This window comes from Bacillus sp. FJAT-27916 (genome assembly GCF_001183965.1).
In the GTDB taxonomy this organism is placed as follows: domain Bacteria; phylum Bacillota; class Bacilli; order Bacillales; family Pradoshiaceae; genus Pradoshia.
Genome location: NZ_LFZV01000001.1, coordinates 2,808,207 through 2,827,196, shown reverse-complemented (window position 1 = coordinate 2,827,196; position 18,990 = coordinate 2,808,207). Strand labels below are relative to the sequence as shown.

The 18,990-nt window shown below is 41.6% G+C and carries 18 protein-coding genes; 12 read left to right on the top strand and 6 right to left on the bottom strand.

Going from position 1 to position 18,990, the window contains the following annotated elements; translation table 11 throughout:
- Positions 1–174: 174 nt before the first annotated feature.
- Positions 175–1,230: an acyltransferase family protein gene (locus AC622_RS13825; protein ID WP_049671594.1), complete on the bottom strand. Its 1,056-nt coding sequence runs from the start codon at positions 1,228–1,230 to the stop codon at positions 175–177.
- A 246-nt stretch (positions 1,231–1,476) separates the two neighbouring features.
- Here AC622_RS13825 and AC622_RS13820 point away from each other — a divergent pair, with 246 nt between their 5' ends.
- From AC622_RS13820 to AC622_RS13800, 6 genes are all read left to right on the top strand, one after another.
- Positions 1,477–2,490: a 2-oxoacid:acceptor oxidoreductase family protein gene (locus AC622_RS13820; RefSeq protein ID WP_049671593.1), complete on the top strand. Its 1,014-nt coding sequence runs from the start codon at positions 1,477–1,479 to the stop codon at positions 2,488–2,490.
- Positions 2,490–4,790 (top strand): thiamine pyrophosphate-dependent enzyme, encoded by a 2,301-nt coding sequence (locus tag AC622_RS13815; RefSeq protein WP_049671592.1) that lies wholly within the window; start codon positions 2,490–2,492, stop codon positions 4,788–4,790. The genes AC622_RS13820 and AC622_RS13815 overlap by 1 nt, the downstream gene beginning before the upstream one ends.
- Before the next feature lie 249 nt (positions 4,791–5,039).
- The gene (locus AC622_RS13810; protein WP_049671591.1) at positions 5,040–7,217 is read left to right on the top strand and encodes a PAS domain-containing sensor histidine kinase; all 2,178 of its coding nucleotides are present in this window, start codon (positions 5,040–5,042) and stop codon (positions 7,215–7,217) included.
- A 147-nt stretch (positions 7,218–7,364) separates the two neighbouring features.
- Positions 7,365–7,535: an aspartyl-phosphate phosphatase Spo0E family protein gene (locus tag AC622_RS20735; protein ID WP_082197145.1), complete on the top strand. Its 171-nt coding sequence runs from the start codon at positions 7,365–7,367 to the stop codon at positions 7,533–7,535.
- A gap of 233 nt (positions 7,536–7,768) precedes the next feature.
- A complete protein-coding gene (locus AC622_RS13805) occupies positions 7,769–8,203 on the top strand; it encodes a MarR family winged helix-turn-helix transcriptional regulator (RefSeq protein WP_049671590.1) in 435 nt (144 codons plus the stop codon).
- A gap of 148 nt (positions 8,204–8,351) precedes the next feature.
- On the top strand, positions 8,352–9,380 hold the full coding sequence (locus AC622_RS13800; RefSeq protein WP_231589535.1) for a YkvI family membrane protein: 1,029 nt from the start codon (positions 8,352–8,354) through the stop codon (positions 9,378–9,380).
- A 2-nt stretch (positions 9,381–9,382) separates the two neighbouring features.
- Here the strand turns inward: AC622_RS13800 and AC622_RS13795 are convergent, their stop codons facing one another.
- From AC622_RS13795 to AC622_RS13785, 3 genes are all read right to left on the bottom strand, one after another.
- Positions 9,383–9,997 carry a CPBP family glutamic-type intramembrane protease gene (locus tag AC622_RS13795; protein WP_049671589.1) on the bottom strand — a complete coding sequence of 205 codons (615 nt, stop codon included), beginning with the start codon at positions 9,995–9,997 and terminating at the stop codon, positions 9,383–9,385.
- A gap of 78 nt (positions 9,998–10,075) precedes the next feature.
- On the bottom strand, positions 10,076–10,819 hold the full coding sequence (gene map, locus AC622_RS13790) for a type I methionyl aminopeptidase (protein WP_049671588.1): 744 nt from the start codon (positions 10,817–10,819) through the stop codon (positions 10,076–10,078).
- A 149-nt stretch (positions 10,820–10,968) separates the two neighbouring features.
- Positions 10,969–11,151, bottom strand: a complete 183-nt coding sequence (locus AC622_RS13785; RefSeq protein WP_049671587.1) for a YkvS family protein — start codon at positions 11,149–11,151, stop codon at positions 10,969–10,971.
- A gap of 245 nt (positions 11,152–11,396) precedes the next feature.
- Between AC622_RS13785 and AC622_RS13780 the strand changes: the two genes are divergently transcribed.
- Positions 11,397–11,591 carry a hypothetical protein gene (locus tag AC622_RS13780; protein WP_049671586.1) on the top strand — a complete coding sequence of 65 codons (195 nt, stop codon included), beginning with the start codon at positions 11,397–11,399 and terminating at the stop codon, positions 11,589–11,591.
- A 49-nt stretch (positions 11,592–11,640) separates the two neighbouring features.
- Here the strand turns inward: AC622_RS13780 and AC622_RS13775 are convergent, their stop codons facing one another.
- A complete protein-coding gene (locus AC622_RS13775) occupies positions 11,641–12,138 on the bottom strand; it encodes a sigma-70 family RNA polymerase sigma factor (protein WP_049671585.1) in 498 nt (165 codons plus the stop codon).
- A gap of 226 nt (positions 12,139–12,364) precedes the next feature.
- Here AC622_RS13775 and AC622_RS13770 point away from each other — a divergent pair, with 226 nt between their 5' ends.
- From AC622_RS13770 to AC622_RS13755, 4 genes are all read left to right on the top strand, one after another.
- Positions 12,365–13,105, top strand: a complete 741-nt coding sequence (locus AC622_RS13770) for an SDR family NAD(P)-dependent oxidoreductase (protein WP_049672973.1) — start codon at positions 12,365–12,367, stop codon at positions 13,103–13,105.
- Between the two features lie 474 nt (positions 13,106–13,579).
- Positions 13,580–13,846: a phosphocarrier protein HPr gene (locus AC622_RS13765; RefSeq protein WP_049671584.1), complete on the top strand. Its 267-nt coding sequence runs from the start codon at positions 13,580–13,582 to the stop codon at positions 13,844–13,846.
- Positions 13,846–15,567 (top strand): phosphoenolpyruvate--protein phosphotransferase, encoded by a 1,722-nt coding sequence (gene ptsP, locus AC622_RS13760; protein WP_049671583.1) that lies wholly within the window; start codon positions 13,846–13,848, stop codon positions 15,565–15,567. The genes AC622_RS13765 and ptsP overlap by 1 nt, the downstream gene beginning before the upstream one ends.
- Before the next feature lie 185 nt (positions 15,568–15,752).
- Positions 15,753–16,658: an NAD(P)-dependent oxidoreductase gene (locus AC622_RS13755; RefSeq protein WP_269431790.1), complete on the top strand. Its 906-nt coding sequence runs from the start codon at positions 15,753–15,755 to the stop codon at positions 16,656–16,658.
- A 44-nt stretch (positions 16,659–16,702) separates the two neighbouring features.
- On the opposite strand, the gene AC622_RS13750 is transcribed toward AC622_RS13755, so the two are convergent.
- The gene (locus AC622_RS13750; RefSeq protein WP_049671581.1) at positions 16,703–17,851 is read right to left on the bottom strand and encodes an aminotransferase A; all 1,149 of its coding nucleotides are present in this window, start codon (positions 17,849–17,851) and stop codon (positions 16,703–16,705) included.
- A gap of 153 nt (positions 17,852–18,004) precedes the next feature.
- Between AC622_RS13750 and corA the strand changes: the two genes are divergently transcribed.
- Complete coding sequence (gene corA / locus AC622_RS13745; RefSeq protein ID WP_049671580.1) at positions 18,005–18,988, top strand: magnesium/cobalt transporter CorA; 984 nt, start codon at positions 18,005–18,007, stop codon at positions 18,986–18,988.
- Positions 18,989–18,990: the final 2 nt, after the last annotated feature.

Here is an 18,990-nt window from a genome sequence, read left to right as displayed (position 1 = left end):
TCGAGTGCATGGCGCTCCATTCCACTAGTCACGAATAATAGAAAGCCACAATCAACGAATGCATCGAAAACAACCAATAAAGACCCGAATAATTAGACGATAGATTCATTCATTTACCGTCTAATTATTCGGGTTTATCATTAGCTGAAAGACTTATGTCCCAGCCTCTTTGTTTTAATCATTAACGATTTTCGTGAATTTTTCTTTATAGAAATAGGCATACCATTTCCATTCTCCGAGCATTCTCTTTGTGTTCTTCCACTTCAGCTCTATAAATGGCTGTGTGACGGAAGTGACGAATTGACTGGATAGAATCATGGTCAGCAAGAGTGCAATGCCGGCAAGCAGTAAGTAGTTTTCAACTGTTGTGAAATATTCCTTTAAGCCTGTGAAGCGGAAGGTTCGGACAAAGAATCCATGTAATAAATAGACATAGAGGGTTTGAGTTCCCCATCTTGTAAAAAAGTATTTTCCCTTTGGTACTAAAGCCATAAAGCTGATGATCATTACTGCGTTTAGGCCAAACATCCCGAGTCTTTTGAACATGGAGATAAGGGAAGCTGTTTGTTCAATTTCTGAGTAAGGCTTTGACCCAAGCATCCATTGACTGTCAACAGTGATGAAATAGTAAAAGCAAATAAACAGAATGATGAACGGTACTAAAGCAATAATCCGGCTCCTAAAGGATGTCAGTCGTTCAAAGAATTCCTTCTTCATATGATATCCTGCAAGGAAGAACGGGAAAAAGACAAATGTTCGGGAAAGGCTCAAGAAATTGGAAATGGAATCCACATAGCCAATACCCAAGGCGATAATGACGGCAATCAACAGCCCGGTTGCCGGTTTAAACTTCGCATAAAGGAACAGCATTAGGTTCCAGAAGAATAAGCTTAGTAGAAACCATAGGGCCCAATTGGGGTTGAGCGGCTCAATTTGAAAGGTTGAACGGTCGAATAAATAATAGTAGTAAATTGTATAGACAACCTGAAATATTAAATAAGGCAGTATCAATTTTTTTGTCAGTTTCTTTATATAGCCTGGTTTATTGAAGCCTTTAGCAAAGAAACCGGAAACGAGAATAAAGGCTGGCATATGGAAAGTATAGATGGTGCTGTATATGGCATAAATCAGTTCATTCTCATTAATATAGGTCCTGATGATGTGTCCAAAAACAACGAAAACCATTAAGATAAACTTTGCATTATCAAAGTAGCATGTTCTTTCTTTCATGATATCCTCCTGTAAGTCCATCTTAAAACCTTTTAGTTAGTTTTCCCATTTGGTTGTCCCCTAAAACAATCCTTATGTACCAAATTTAACTATGTGAATGAAATCACAATCATATTATAATTGTACTGGTTATCGTCATATGTCTTCAAGAAAATCAAACAATCCATGTTTGAAAAATATATAGATGTGAAGTTACGTAATTCCATTCTTTATGGAATGCATAGGTGAAATAGAGGAGGAAAGAATATGGCCATTCTGCCAAAAAAGAATGATAAAGGCTTCTATGAAATCAGGTTGGAATCCATTGGAGGATTAGGGGCCAATCTGGCGGGTAAAATGCTCGCAGAATCAGGTGTGCTTGGCTCGGGATTTAATGGCTCGAACTTTGCTTCTTATGGCTCGGAGAAAAAAGGGTCACCTGTGAAAAGTTTTATCCGCTTTGCGGATGCTGATACGGAAATCAGGGATCATAGCCCGATTGAAGAACCGCATGTTATCGGAATCTTCCATGAGGCTTTATATAAAATGGTTGATGTCGTAAGCGGCTTACAGCCAGATGGGATCGTACTCGTTAATTCAACGAGGGACTTTGATGAAATAAAAGATGATTTGAAGCTTTCCTATGGAACGCTTGCCATCGTTGATGCGCTAGGAATAGCGGTGGAGGAGAAAACGAAGGTTAATACAGCCATGCTTGGAGCGCTCTTTAGAATTTGCAGCTTTCTTGATGCTGAATCGATGAAAGATGTCATTAGAAGGACCTTCGAAAAGAAATACCCGCACTTAGTCGAGCCGAATATTCGAACGTTTGAACGGGGATATCAAGAAGTCCGCTTTAAAGAATATGAGGTACCGGCTGATGCTGAAGGGAAAAGCTTTACGAAGCCAGCTCCCCTGCTTGGTTATGAAACTCAACTGATAGGCGGTACCATCATTGCACAAGGCAATAGCCTGCTGAAAGACTTAAGCGGGTCCAGACAAGGGTTCCTGCCAAGCTGGGAACAAGAGAAATGCATTCACTGCGCTGCCTGTGATGTCGTTTGCCCCGACCTCTGTTTCGTTTGGAAGGAAGGGGAGGATAAACGCGGCCGTAAGCAAATGTTCCTTACCGGTATTGACTATCAATATTGCAAGGGCTGTCTGAAATGTGTGGAGGCTTGTCCGACAAGTGCTTTGGCCGATATGCGAGAAATGCTTGGGTTTGCCGAGGAACATAGTGTAAAGCATAACCACCCTTTAATAGCAGGGAGTGTTGAATAATGGCAGTGAATGAACTGGAAGTAAAAGAAATGAATGAAACCATGAAACCTAATCAAATAACGACCTTTGAATCAGGCAATGAGATGGCTGCCATGGCAGCAGCTCAAATTAATTATCATATAATGGGGTATTTCCCTATTACTCCATCAACCGAGATTGCACAATACTTGGACATGATGAAGACTAGAGGAGAGCATGATATCAAGCTGATTCCAGCTGATGGCGAGCACGGCTCTGCGGGAATTTGTTACGGAGCAGCGACGACGGGTGCCCGTGTCTTTAACGCAACGAGCGCCAATGGCTTGATGTATATGCTCGAGCAGCTTCCTGTTCAAGCGGGTACGCGTTTCCCGATGGTCATGAATCTCGTAACTCGTGCTATCAGCGGTCCGCTTGATATCCGCGGCGACCATTCTGACTTATACTATGCGTTGAATACAGGCTGGGTGATCTTGACTGCACGCAGTCCACAGGCTGTTTATGATATGAATATTATGGCATTGAAGATTTCCGAGCATGCGGATGTGCGTCTGCCGGTAATTGTTGCCTATGATGGATTCTTTACTTCCCATCAAAAGAGAAAGGTGCAATATTTCAGCGACCGTACAGCTGTACAAGCGTTTGTCGGCGAGTGCCCAACGGAATTCCCTCATGTTGATGTGAATAATCCGATTACTATCGGCGCTCATATGAATGGGGATGACTTGACCAATAACCATTATCAGCAATCAAATGCGATGTACCGCGCCGGTGAGATTTTCAAGGAAGTGGCGAAGGAGTATGGCGAATTATCCGGCCGCCATTATGATACCCTTGATCTTTATCAGATGGAGGATGCAGAGGTTGCTCTATTCCTCTTAAACTCTGCCGCAGAAACGGCAAAGGATATTGTCGACAGCTTGCGTCAGCAGGGGATAAAGGCCGGTGTAATCAGCCCGAATATTATCCGTCCATTCCCGAAAGAGGAAATTAAAGCAGCCCTTAAGAATGTGAAGGTTCTTCTTGTCGGTGAAAGAGCCGATTCCTATGGGGCTAATGGACCGAACCTTACACATGAAGTGAAATCAGCCCTTCAAGAAGATAAGGACAATGAAACCCTTGTGCTGAGCCGTGTATTTGGTCTTGGTGGTAAAGATTTCTATCCGGAGGATGCACAGGCATTCTTTGACGAAACCTTACATGTACTGCAAACAGGAGAGATCGAAAAAGCGTTTGATTATTACGGTGTTCACAAGGGACAGGAAGAGAATAAACTGGAACCAACCATCACACCGCAAACAGGCGACGTTTATAAGACAGGGTTAATTCAAGTTACCCCTGATGAAGAGACGGGGAAACTGAAAGTCCGAATCCCTCCTATTCGCGCTCTTATGGAGAAGCCTAAACGGTTAGCACCAGGCCATGGAGCATGTCCCGGCTGCGGAATCTTCCCGGCACTGGAATTATTCTTCAAAGGAATAGAAGGAGATATTGTTGCCTTGTACCAGACGGGCTGTGCCTATGTTGTTACCACGGCTTACCCGCATAGCTCTCATAAGCAAACGATGATTCACAATCTATTCCAAAATGGTCCGGCAACCTTATCTGGAACATTGGAAGCATTCCTGGAGAAGAAACGCAGAGGTGAGATAGACATCAGCGATGACGCAACCTTTGTGATGATCACCGGTGACGGCGGAATGGATATCGGGATGGGATCTGCCATTGGTACGGCCCTTCGCAACCATAAGCTGATTATGCTTGAATATGATAATGAAGGATATATGAATACAGGATCTCAAATGTCCTATTCGACCCCAATTGGCAATATGACAAGCACAACAGGTGTTGGGAAAGGGCAGCAAGGTAAGGCATTCCACCATAAGGATACACCGCAAATCATGGCAGCGACAGGTATTCCATATGTATTTACCGGATCAGAGGCCTTCCCGCAGGATTTAATTAAGAAAGCAGCCAAAGCCCAATGGTATGCTCAGAATGTTGGAACCGTATATGGAAAGATTCTCATTACTTGTCCGTTAAACTGGAAATCTAATGAGAGAGACGGTACGAATATCATGGAGGCTGCCGTCAATTCCTGTTTCTTCCCTCTATATGAAGTCGAAAGAGGAGAAACAAGCATCACCTACAATCCAGAAGCAAGAAAGAAACGGATTGAATTAGCCGAATGGCTCAAATATATGGGCAAGACGAAGCATCTTCTTAAAGAAGAGAATGCGCACTTACTCCATGAGTTTGAAGAAGAAGTGAATAAACGCTGGATGAAGCTGCAAGCAAGACATGAAAATCCAGCTTTATAATGAAAGCAGTTAGAAGGCTGTCCCTTAGCGGACAGTCTTCTTTTTATAGGGAATGTTTTATCGGCATTCAATCGCTCTGTTCGAAGTTCAATAGACCCGCTTTAGGTAAAGGCGTCAGAACATCTCTTATTTCTAAAGGATATGGGAAATTTTGACCGTTTGTCACAATGTTTTCAAAAAGAAAAGGAATTGTCAGGATTTTGTAGAATTATAAAGGGATGAATGTCGGAAGCGAAAAGGAGGATTGTCTTGAGTGATGGTCAAATGATGAATCTAGATGAGGGGTTGAACCACCAAATCAAAGAGGATAATCAAAGGCTAAAAACAGAGATTCAATTATGGGAGAACTTTTACCAATTCCATTCAGAAGCCATAATTATGACGGATAAGGAATTAAATATCCTTTCTTTAAATACAAGGGCGAGCAAGCTGTATCAGCAATTAGGCCAAGTCGACCGGCCGCGGAATTTAAAAGATTTCTTTCATGATGTTTCCAGTGAATTGGTGAAATTTCAAGTGAAGAAACTAAACCAGCATGGTTATTCCTTTGATAAATGGACAACCTTTCTGCATGCCTCACACCCTCTTGAGATTGAAATTTTTGCTGCGGCAGACGGCAAGGAAGAGCTTGGAAACCCTGAAAAATTTATTTACATGTTGATGGTCAGCGACAATAATCTTCTTCCTTCAACAATCGGCAATCATAATTTGTATGCTGACTTAATCAACGGTCTTAGCCATAATATTGTCATTCATAATGGCAAAGGCACTATAGTAGATGCGAATGAGGCATTTGCAGCCTTGCTGGAAAAGGAACGGTATGAATTGCTCGGGAATAGTTTTCTTAGACTTATGAAGGAAGAGAGTGCCCAATCCTTCCTGGATAACTTAGGGAATTTAAGAACAAGCAAGGAATGCAAAGGTTTTTTTTATGTGGAAATTAGGGGAGTATCCACAAGGTATGAGTATATGGCAAGCTATAATTTGCATAGCGGATTATATTATACGGTGTTTGCTGAGGCTCAAAAGCCGGCAATTACGCATTCGGTTATCCATTTAATAGAAGAAATATCTACACAGGTTGATGGAGCTGTCTTAATTGTTCAAAGGGATGGTCAGATTATCCGTGTCAATGAACAGGCCAGCATGCTATTCGGTTATCCAAGGTCAGAAATGATGAAACTTCATATACGGGATCTTGTACTGCAAGCTGGGGAGCTAGATGAAATGCTGCAAAATACAGCTGAGAATTGGTCATTTGAAACGTACTGCAGATGGCCTGATGGAAAGGCAAAGCTTATTGAAATTACGAACAAGCCCATCAAGGATTCTGAGTACAATCTGTTACTTTGCAAGATGCCGCATGGAATCTATCCATATGAAGATGACGGCTTTTTGTTCCACCAAAAGTTTCGCAGAATCTTTGATGGGACATTTGATGGACTCCTTATTTGGCGGGAGGACGGCCGGATTATTGACGTGAATGCTCCGGCATCTGATATTATCGGGCTGCCGTCAGAGGGGATGATTGGCCAAACCTTTCAAGAGATTTTTGACCTTGATTCAAATCAGAAGAAGCATCTGCAGCGTCATCTTTCTTTAATGGCTAAGAATACACAGCATAATTTTGTTTGTGAGTTGACCTGTAAGGATGGTCAGACGAAGCAATTGGATTTTCTCTCCCGCCCGGATATTATGAAGGGAATGCATTTGACCGTTTTTCGTGATATAACGGATAAGCTTAAGATGGAGGAACAATTAAAGAAATCTGATACATTAAATGTAGTGGGAGAGCTAGCCGCAGGGATTGCTCATGAAATTAGAAACCCAATGACAGCGCTGAAGGGCTTTATTCAATTGCTTGAGGGCAGTTTGAAGGGCGATTATGCCAGTTATTTTCAGGTTATCACATCTGAATTACAGCGGATTGAAACCATTATTACCGATTTTCTGATATTAGCTAAGCCTCAAGCTGTATCCTATCAAATTAAACAAGTAAATACCGTATTAAGCGAAACACTTGAATTATTGAGTGCTCAGGCAGCGATGCTGAATATCCAGTTTCAGACGAACTATGGTGAGCTGCCACTGGTGCATTGTGAAGCCAATCAATTGAAGCAGGTCTTTATTAATCTCCTGAAAAATGCTATCGAAGCGATGCCTGGCGGTGGAACGATTGATGTTTCCACAGAACCTTTTTTTGATAACCATATCTTAATATCCATCCAGGATCATGGCATCGGCATACCGAAGTCAGTCTTAAAGAAACTGGGCGAACCCTTTTATACGACGAAGGAAAAAGGAACCGGCCTTGGGTTAATGGTTACCTATAAAATTATTGAAGAGCACGAAGGCTGGATAGAAGTGACGAGTAAGGAAGGGGAGGGGACCCTCTTTCAAATCTATCTTCCAATCTTCCATGAATAACGTGAGAACCTTCTTTCGACAAGGAGGTTCATTTCATGTCCTTTATCTTAAGAAATTACAATTTAATGAATTATCATGGTTATTGATTTACATTTATTTGGAATTTTGGCATAATCCATACAGAAAGATTGCATAGGAGGAAACGTCGTGAAACAAGCGAACTTTGTTACTCTAGAAGCAGATATTAACATCGCGAGAGAGAAGATGATCAGCTATGCTTCTGAATATGGGTATTTAGATCAAGGGACAATCCAATTAAGCAGACAGCTTGACCAGTTAATCAATCAATATACAAGAATGAAATATAAGCGTACGTAATGCAGCCTTGAGTCCATACTTTGCTGGACCTGACTGCTAATCGGCTTTTGCGTTAAGGCATTCCGCCTCGAAATGAACCTCAAAACAGGCTGGCCGTCATAAACGTGACAGGTGGGCCGCATTTACTTTCCTCATCCTTTTTACCGATAAATAATTTACTTTTGTTTAGTTTAGAAGTATAATAACGCAAATCGAGATTCTTGAAGAAAAACGAATTCGGAGGGTAAGAGGAAATGGTCGAACCAAATCAATCACTAAAACTCTTTGTGGTGATGTCTAAAGCCTACAGAGCGATTAATGATTACACGAATAAATATATTCAAAAAGAAGGGGTCAACCCAACTGAATTTGCTGTACTTGAGCTTCTCTATCATAAAGGTGAGCAGCCCTTACAGCACATCGGGGATAAAATTCTCCTGGCAAGCGGCAGCATCACCTATGTGGTCGATAAGCTGGAGAAGAAGGGACTTCTGAAAAGGGTTGCCTGCCCTAATGACAGAAGGGTGACCTATGCACAAATCACTGAAGAGGGGACGGAATTCCTCGAAGGAATCTTCCCAGCTCATCAAGAGCGGATTGAAGAGATTATGAGCGTCTTATCAGATGAAGAAAAAGCGATTGCCATTGAGTGCATGAAAAAAATTGGCCAAGCTGCACCAGCTAAATAATCGTTCACGAAAAAGGATTGAATGGAAAAGATTCAGTCCTTTTTTTCATCTAATAGCTTAGCTCAGGGGTATGATTGATTTTTTTCCAGTTCTATACATAACAGTCCTTCTCCAGCATAAAGTGTCTATAGGCAGAGGAGGGACAAGTTTGAAAAAACAATGGATGAGCGTATTCCAGGTAGCTGCCGTATATGTTGGGACGGTAATAGGGGCAGGCTTTGCCACCGGTAAGGAAATTTATGAATTCTTTACGAAATACGGATCTTACGGGCTGCTTGGCATTATTTTAGCTGGATATATATTTATCAGTCTGGGCAGAAAGATGATGGTGATTGCCCTCAAGTATGATTTGAAAAATTATATGGAATTCAATGCGTGGCTATTCGGGAAACGTTTGGCCCTTTTTATTAATGTAATTGTTATGTTTATGCTCATTGGGGTGACAGGAGTCATGATGGCTGGAGCGGGAGGCCTTTTTGAGGAACAGCTTGGGTTCTCCAAAATGGGCGGAATGGTGTTTACAGCCTTTTTGGCAGTGGTTGTTATGAGCTGGGGTGTACATGGACTCCTCTCCATTAATACATTTGTTGTGCCGGCTATGGTCATGTTTAATATCATTTTGATGGTGGTTTCCCTTTTTACATTAAAGGGGGCTGCCCATTTAGTGCATATCCCTGACTTTGTGAGCATGAAGGCTTTCTTGTCCCCGTTTTCCTATACGGCCTTCAATCTTGCTTTGACACAAGCTGTACTTGTTCCGTTGGCGACAGAGATTGGGGATGAGAAACTGATTAGAAGAGGAGCCAATCTAGGGGGAGTCCTGTTAGCGCTCGTTCTTCTAAGCTGTCATATTTCCTTATCATCTGTCAGTGGGATTGGAGAGATTAATATCCCCACGGCCTATGTCATGAAGTCCATTGCCCCCTATTTGTACGGATTATATTTGTTCATTATCTTCGGTGAGATCTTTACCTCGCTTATTGGCAATGCCTTTGGGCTTGAGCGGCAATTAAAGAAAGTGACCGGGCTGCCCTCATGGTCACTTTATGTCTTCGTATTAAGTTTCTGCCTCCTGATTGGCCAATTCGATTATGGCCCGTTAATTTCTTACCTATATCCATTGTTTGGTTATATAAGTTTATCCTTCTTAGTTCTGTTGACGGTAAAGAAGGAATGAGATTATTGAAGCGGAAAGACAGCTAGAAGAAGCAGGTCAAATAGTAGGTGAGAGATAATGACCATTTGGAGGTTCTTCTTCCAGGCATACAGGGTACCCCATAATAATCCGCCGCCAATGCCGGCGAGTAAGAGCAGTATATTGCCTGAGAAAGCAAGAGGCAATGTATAAAGAAGGGCGGCGAGCAGGAAAGAAGGGATGGTCGTTATATGACCGTGAATCTTCCTCTGGACAAACCCTCTCCAGAAAATCTCCTCACCCGGAATAATCAGCAAAATCAAGACAGCGTATTGCCATGCTGAAGCCGGGGAAAGAAGGCGATATAAATCCTCCAGCTGAATCTGAAGCGGAGGATAGAGCAACGGGAGCCATTTACTTGCCGTCCATGTAATGCCATACATAAGAGCGCCAGAAAGGCTGCCGTATAGAAGGCTATTTCTTAAGGGCTGCTTTTGACTGTCCGGGTGTTCGATAAGGAAGGAAAGTGTCATTAACAGGGTCATGGCTGCCGTATAGGTAAACCAGAATTTCGATAAATCTAGATAAGAAATGAAGAAAAGCAAATAAGCAAGACATAAGCAAAGCAGAAGTGGATGGTCCTTGGCTGCATTCTTCATGCTTTTCCTCCTGTTCGTTGAATCATGATTATATGACAGAAAGAAAAGAGAAGGGATTCCTTCTCTTTTCGCTGTTTATTATAAAGTTAGGATGATTGGTTCATTTTTCGTGACAATAATGGTGTGCTCGCATTGTGCGACCAAGCTTTTATCCTTTGTGACATAGGTCCATCCATCTCCAAGCTCTGTTACCATGGATGCTTTCGTGGAGATGAAGGGTTCTACCGCAAGGACTGTCCCCTCATGGAGCAATTCGCTGTCCCAAGGATCAAAATAGTTAAGGATATGATCAGGGCTTTCATGCAAGCTTCTGCCGATGCCGTGGCCAGTCAGGTTTTTGATGACATTGAAGCCATTGGCACGAGCGGTGTTGAAAACGGCCTTGCCTATCAGGTTTTTCTTAGAGCCTGCTTTTGCCTTTGAGATTCCGTTGTTAAAAGCTTCAACGGCACATTGGCATAGTTTGTCAATCTGTTCATCAGATTGACCTACCATGAAGGAGATGCCTGTATCCGCGTAGTATCCATCTAAGACGGCTGAAACGTCAATATTGACTAAGTCGCCTTCATTGATGACGCGCTTTCCAGGTATTCCGTGAGCAACTTCCTCATTTACGCTGATGCATGTATAGCCGGGGAAGTCATACTCGTTTTTAGGAGCGGAAATAGCCCCGGTTTCATCAAATAATTGTTTGGCGAGCTGATCCAGTTCAAGGGTCGTTATGCCAGGTACGGTTGCGCTTTTCATTGTTTCCCTAACGCGGGATACAATCGCACCGATTGCCTTTAGGCCTTCTAAATCTTTATCACTTTTTACTATCATAATACTAAACCTGCTTTCTGTTCTGCTCTCTGCCAGAGGAGGAGCTTATTGAAAGGTTCCAAAAAGGAATCGGTTTTAATTATAGCGAAGTTTTCTTTAAATAGAAAGAGAGCGGCATGTACGAAAAAAACGAGACATAACGTCCCGTTTTACAGCTCGTTTACAATCGTATAGTTTTTATGGTTAACGACCGTTTTTTCTTCAAGCTCAAGGTCCCGGTAGTTCTCCATTAAGGTTAAATCGACAATAACGGAATTTTCATTCACTTTTTCGACAATTCCGCGCAAGCCATCACGGAATTCAATGATATTTCCTACATTGGCTTTATTCATTCTATTCACACCTTTTCTAGAGTTTATATGGAAATCATTAAAGCATGAAGTCTAATCCGTCATTTCTTTACTTTATATGCTTGTTTTTATCGTTTAGCGGATTATTATTGTCATTATAGTATAAAATTCAAAAATTGTAAGTCATTAAAAGGAATTTTTTGATAATTATTCAAAAGTTAAAACAACTTGAACCCCCTATTTAAAAAAATGTATGATGGAATCACATAAAAGGAGTTGTCAGAGGAATGAATCAAGAAGAAATTGAACGTCTTTTCGAGCAATTGAAGAGTGGGGAATTAACCCAGTTGGATGTAAGCAAGGAGGATTTTCTTGCCTTTCGATCGGTCTTGGTGAAACGGAATGATTTTAAGCATTTTCGAGGGATTGCTCATCTTGGGGGCAGTGTTACGTATGAATATTTGGAGGAACCGAGGAGCTAGCAGCAACAGGCCAATGATGAAAGGAATCATCATTGGCCATTTTTGCGGGTTAAAATGCCTCAGGATGCTGCCTATAGTAGGCTTGTAACTTTTTGATGGTTATTCGTTTCCATGATTTGACGGAGGCGGTTGTCGTTTGACAGTCTGCTGCGATTTCACGGGTAGTTTTACCATATTGAATGTGATGGATAAGCCAGCAGCTTTGATTTGATGTTAAGGTCTCGAGAAAGGCCTTAGGAATGAGCCAATCGAGCATGTGCATCATTTCTTCGTCTTGAATAAGATGATCCATTCCAGCTTCCTTCAACTGTTCGCGCATTTGAATTTTGTTTGATTTTTGCATATGAGACAGCATTCTTCCCTTTATGGTCATGAATGCGTAGGACATGAATTGCCCTTTTGCGGAATCATAGGCTTTACTTGCCTCCCATAGAGCAATCAATCCTATTTGTATAAATTCATCTTTATCTCTATAGATATTTAACCGTTTAATCATGTGATGGATGAGCGGGGTGTACTGCTCTGCAATTTTTTCGAATTCCTCCATTATTAGAAAACCAGCCTGTCCTGAGGAGCGACCTCGTTTTATTCCCGGGTATCTATTAAGGTACAGAGGATTTGAATACGTGTAAAAAGGGGAAATGATGAAATAAGACAGCGTTATTGATGAAATTGAATCATTTAAACAGATAAATAAGTTGTTTATGCGCAAAAAGGCCTTCAAATATGAATTATTGGAGAAATTGAAACAATTATTGTTCAGAGGTGAAGAAATGGAGAATAAAGATGTAGTTGTATTGGTTACAGGAGCGGCCAATGGAATCGGAAGAGAGATTGCGATTCAGTATGGTAGAACTGGAGCGAGTGTCGTTTTGGTGGATCGTGACCAAAAAGGCGGTGAAGCAGCAATTGACTCAATGAAGGAGGCTCATTTGGATGCGCATTTCATTGCCGGGGATGTTGGTGAAGAGGATACGGTGCTTGAGGTAATGGAATATATTCGGAAGCAGTACGGACGGCTGGATGTGCTAATTAATAATGCAGGTGTATCCACATTTGTTCCCTTGCTTGAAATGACAACGGAGCAGTGGGACCGAATCATTCAGTCTAATTTGCGGTCTGTATTTTTGTTCGCACGGGAGGGGGCAAAATTGATGAACGAGAAAGGATGCATAATCAACATTGCATCGACAAGAGCGTTCCAATCTGAACCTGATTCAGAAGCCTATGCGGCAACGAAAGGAGGAATCATTGCCTTGACACATGCTTTAAGCGCCTCCTTGGCCGAAAGACAAATCCGGGTTAATTCTATTAGTCCAGGCTGGATAGAGACAAAGGAGTATGATCATTTACGAGACATCGATCATGAACAGCATTTCTCTAAAAGGGTCGGGAAACCTGAAGATATAGCCAGATTATGTCTATTTCTAAGTGATTCCAGCAATGATTTCATTAATGGAGAAAATATAATCGTTGACGGCGGGATGACAAAGAAAATGATTTATGAACGATAAGTGGATTTTTGCGCAAATAGGATTAAAAGTGCATTTCTCCTAGTTGTTTTATTCTGTTCATCTAGTGTAAAATTAAAAAGGCCGCACGGCTACTTGCCATGTGACTGATTTCCTTGTTCGCTATAAATATGAATGACATACCATTTCGCGGGAAACGTGTGACATGCTTAATTGGATGTTTTATGTATGTCTCCGATTATGAACATCGATAGAAAACTCAATCCCAATGATAAGCAGCATGGTGGAAGAAATTTTTTCCTCCATAAATAAAAGCGTTGAACTCTTTGTCGATTTTCGGTACATTTTATGTGATGGGATACAACCTCTCCTATCACATAAAAGGGACGAAATTTTCGACTGCTAGACGCTTTGTACATAGAACCCGTAGAATTTGGGTAAAATCACATAAAGATGTAGCAGCTAGAAATTATATTGGCCTGAAATGAAATTAATTAATAAAGGAGCTTGATTATTTTGGTACAAAAATCTTTTCACGTAATCGACGAAACAGGAATTCATGCACGTCCAGCAACTTTGCTTGTTCAAACTGCAGGTAAATTCAACTCTGACATTAACTTAGAATATAAAGAAAAGAAAGTTAACTTGAAGTCTATCATGGGTGTTATGTCTCTAGGTATCGGCGCTGGCGCTGACATCACAATCTCTGCAGAAGGCAGCGATGAGCAAGATGCATTAAACGCAATCGAAGAAACTTTAGTTAAAGAAGGTTTGGCTAAGTAATGACAACGATGTTAAACGGAATAGCGGCATCAAATGGGATTGTCATAGCAAAAGCTTATCGTTTAATTGAACCTGATTTAACTGTTAGCAAGAAATCCATCACAGATGAGAAGGCTGAAATGGAGCGTCTTGATAGCGCTGTAAATAAAGCCCAATCTGAATTGGAATCAATTCGCGAGAAGGTAAAAGTAGAACAAGGTGCAGACAAAGCAGCTATCTTTGACGCTCACATCCTTGTTTTAAATGACCCTGAATTGCTTGGTGCTGTTAAAGAAAAAGTAAAATCAGAAAAAATCAATGCTGAATTTGCGATGCGCGAAATGGCAGACATGTTCATTATGATGTTCGAACAAATGGATAATGAATATATGAAAGAAAGAGCAGCTGATATCCGTGACGTTACGAAGCGTGTAATCAGCCACTTATTAGGCGTTCAAATCCCTAACCCAAGCATGATTTCTGAAGAAGTAATCGTTGTGGCAGAGGATTTAACACCTTCTGATACAGCTCAACTTAACAGAGATTTCGTAAAAGGGTTTACAACTGATATCGGCGGACGTACTTCTCACTCTGCTATCATGGCTCGTTCCCTTGAAATTCCAGCGGTTGTTGGAACAAAACAAGCGACTGAATCTATTCAAAATGGCGATATGATCATCCTTGATGGTCTGAAAGGTGAGGTTCACATCAATCCGACGCCTGAATTGATTGAAGAATACAAGAAAGCTGCTGATGCATATGCTCAGCAAAAGCTTGAATGGGCTAAACTTGTCAATGAGAAAACTGTTACAGCTGATGGCCATCATGTTGAGCTTGCAGCTAACATCGGTACACCGAATGATTTATCCGGCGTTATCTCAAACGGCGGGGAAGCTGTAGGCTTATACAGAACTGAGTTCTTATACATGGGCCGTGAAAACCTTCCTTCTGAAGACGAACAATTTGAATCTTACAAAGCTGTTCTAGAAGGCATGGAGGGCAAACCTGTTGTTGTTCGTACACTTGACATCGGCGGCGATAAGGAGCTTCCATACTTGGATCTTCCGAAAGAAATGAATCCATTCCTTGGTTTCCGTGCGATTCGTCTATGCCTTGAAGAAAAAGGTATTTTCAGAACGCAATTGAGAGCGCTTTTGAGAGCCTCTGTATACGGAAACTTGCGTATCATGTTCCCAATGATCGCTACATTGGATGAATTCCGTGAAGCGAAAGCGCTCCTTGAAGAAGAAAAAGCAAAATTGATTCAAGAAGGTGTTCAAGTATCTGATTCCATCCAACTTGGAATTATGGTTGAAATTCCTTCCACAGCTGTTATCGCTGATCAATTCGCTAAAGAAGTTGACTTCTTCAGCATTGGAACAAATGACTTGATTCAATACACAATGGCTGCAGACCGTATGAACGAACGCGTTTCTTACTTATACCAGCCTTATAACCCTGCAATCCTTCGTCTTGTTAAGATGGTTATTGATGCAGCACACAAAGAAGGTAAATGGGCAGGCATGTGTGGAGAAATGGCGGGCGATGAGCTTGCGATTCCACTTCTTGTCGGCTTAGGATTAGATGAGTTCTCAATGAGTGCTACTTCTATTCTTCGTGCTCGTTCTCAAATCAAAACATTGTCATTAACAGACATGCAAGAATTAGCAGCAAAAGCTTTACAAATGCAAACAGCTTCCCAAGCTGTAGAACTAGTTAAGGAAGCAACAGCACAAAAATAATTTTTAGTAAAAAGATCTTTTTGTGTTTGATAAAAGAAAAATAGGGGTAACTTAAGTATGGACACAACAGCAACATGCTTTTAGTGACCCCCCTTTCTTAATCAACTGGGAAACCAGTTGATTTTTTTTGTTTTCCTAAAGGATAAAGGTTATTTGCCGGCTGATTTCTATCCCTATATGATAGAATGAAGAAGAATGATGATGTACTTTTGGAGGGCTTATTGATGCAGAAACAAACAATTGGCTTTATAGGTTTGGGTGTAATGGGAAAAAGCATGGCCAGGAATATTATGAAGGCTGGCTACCCATTGATTGGTTATTCACGAACAAAAGAAAAGTGCGCAGATTTAATTGCAGAGGGAATGAGATGGGCAGATACGGTTCAAGATGTGGCTGTTAATGCAGAGATCATCCTCACAATGGTCGGGTTCCCAAAAGATGTGGAAGAAGTCTATTTAGGTGAACACGGATTAATTAATCAGGCTAAGGCTGGTACATATTTAATTGATATGACTACCTCTGCTCCACAGCTTGCCAAGAAGCTATTTGCGGCCGGGAAGGAGAAGGGGATTCATGTGCTTGATGCTCCTGTATCTGGAGGAGATATCGGTGCAAGAAATGGTGCTCTCGCCATTATGGTTGGAGGAGAGAAGGAAGATTTCGACATGATTACGCCTTTGTTCCGTACAATGGGAACGAATATTGAGTATCAAGGGTCTGCGGGCTCAGGCCAGCATACAAAGCTTTGCAACCAAATGGCCATTGCAGGTACGATGATTGGCGTATGCGAATCACTTGTCTATGCTAAAAGGGCAGGTTTGGACCCTGAGACAGTGCTGAAGAGTATTTCTGGGGGTGCCGCAGGAAGCTTTTCGTTGACGAATCTTGCTCCGCGCATCTTAAAGGGCGATTTTGAGCCTGGATTTTACATAAAGCATTTTATAAAAGATTTAAAGATTGTCCTAGATGAAAGTGAAGCGCTTGGTCTTGATTTTCCAGGCGTGTCACTCGCTAAATCCTTGTATGAGGAGCTGGCAGAAGAAGGTCTGGGAGAAAAAGGGACACAGGCTCTATATAAATACTGGAAGTAAAGGAATAAGGAAAGGGAGGAGCGTTTAGACGCTCCTCCCCTTTTTCATTTTCCTTCAAGAAATAGTTCCAGCCGGTCCAGTCCTATTATAAGGGACTCCATGGATACAGCGTAGGAAAAACGGAAATAACCCTCTCCATATTCAGAAAAAGCTGATCCTGGGACAACGGCAACCTTCTTCTTGCGGACTAATTCCAGCGCAAAATCAAGAGAGGTGCTGAAACCATCGGGGATCTCTACAAAGAAGTAGAACGCTCCGTCAGGCATGACGGTTCTTAATCCCATCTTCTCCAAGCGACTATAAACATAATCCCGTCTATTTCGATATTCTTCTTTCATCATGACAGCATCATTCTTGCCGTTTTTCATCGCCTCAAGTGCGGCCATTTGTGATATGGAAGAAGCGCATGATACGTTGTATTGATGAACCTTAAGCATATGCTTGGCGATACTTTCGGGAGCCATTAAAAAGCCAATTCTCCAGCCTGTCATGGCATGTGATTTGGAAACCCCATTAATGATAATCGTTTGTTCTCTCAAGATTGTACCAATGGATGTATGCTTTCGGTCAAGGGTAAGCTCGCTATAGATCTCATCTGCAAGAACAAAGGTATTCCGGCCTCTCAGCAGGTCGGCAATTTCAGTTAATTCTTCCTTGGTCAAGGAAACACCGGTCGGGTTAGAAGGGTAGGGGAGAACAACGCATTTTGTCTTCTCTGTTAAGAGAGGGGCAATTACGTCTTTGGTCATCTTAAAGGATGTTCCCGTTGTATCAGCATAAACAGGCACTGCGCCTGCAAGCTTAATAAGCGGCTCATACCCAGGATAGACAGGGCCTGGAAGGATGACCTCATCCCCTTCTTTCAAAATGGTGCGAAAAGCAATATCAATCGCCTGGCTTGCTCCTACGGTCACGATAATCTCATTGTTTGGATTATAGGCCAATGAATATTTCTCAGACATAAAGGCAGCAGCAGCCTCGCGCAGTGTAAGCATGCCTGCATTATGTGTGTAGGTAGTCATGTCATTCTCGATTGCCTCTATCGCTTGCTCTTTAATATGCAAAGGGGTAGGAAAATCCGGCAATCCAATCGTGAAAGACAGAACCCCGTCTATCTCTGAGACAAGATTATAAAACTTCCGGATGCCCGAAATTTCGATTTGTTTAACCTTTGGATTGATCAGGTGTTCCATTTTGGTTCTCCTCTCTAGTATGTATCCTTCTATTATATATTTGCTTCATTTACGTGTACACCATCCAGAATTTGATTCATGATTCTATATGAAAATAAATCCAGCTTGATTGGGGACGCTAGTAACTAACAGATGATGTCTGGAGGAATTAAGATGTATCGCATGCTGGGGAAGACACCAACCGGCAAGGTCGAGGAGGCAGATTATTCCCTTTCGAAATTAGGCGAATATGAATGGGTTTGGGTGGATCTTTCGTCTCCGACAAAAGAAGAAGCAGCAAGACTGTTTAGCCAATATCAGTTTCATCCCTTGGCAGTGGAGGATTGCTTAGATGCTATCAATCAACGGCCTAAAGTCGATTTTTTTGAGGATTATATGTTTCTTGTCATCTATGCACTTAAAGAGGATTATTTAATGGCCGAGCTAGATTTGTTTGTTAGTAAGCAATTTATTATTACCTATCATCAAATGACAATTAACGCAATACATGAGGTGTGGGAAACGGCTCTCGGTCAATCGCTGGATACCCCGATTGATATCCTGCACCAATTGATAGACAGGGTAGTCGATGAATATTTTCCAAAGGCCTATGATATCGAGGAAAGGCTGAATGCTCTGGAGGAAAATGCAGATTTGCTCTCCATTAAGGAATTGATGAATCATTTATATGATCTTAGGATGATTATTTTCAGAATTAGAAGGGTCATACTTCCGATGAATGATTTACTTTACCGCATTACACATACGGAAAAAATGACCCTTGTTTCTGAGAAACAATATTATTTTAATGATGTGTATGACCATCTTTTGAAATTACGGGAGATGATTGAGGGATACCGGGATTTTTCAGCAGACCTGCGCGATAATTACATGAGTGTAAATTCCAATAATATGAATGAAACAATCATGGCGCTCACCATCATTACGACGATCTTTATGCCGCTCAGCTTTATCGCTGGTCTATACGGTATGAATTTCTCTTTTATGCCAATGGCCGGATGGAAACACGGTTTTTGGTATGTGATGCTCGTAATGGGAATTAGTGCTGTTGTAATGGTGGTTTTCTTTAAGGCGAAAGGGTGGGTTTTCCGGGCAAGAGTATTTAAGAGAGGAAGGAATAAAGAGCATGGTGGATAGAA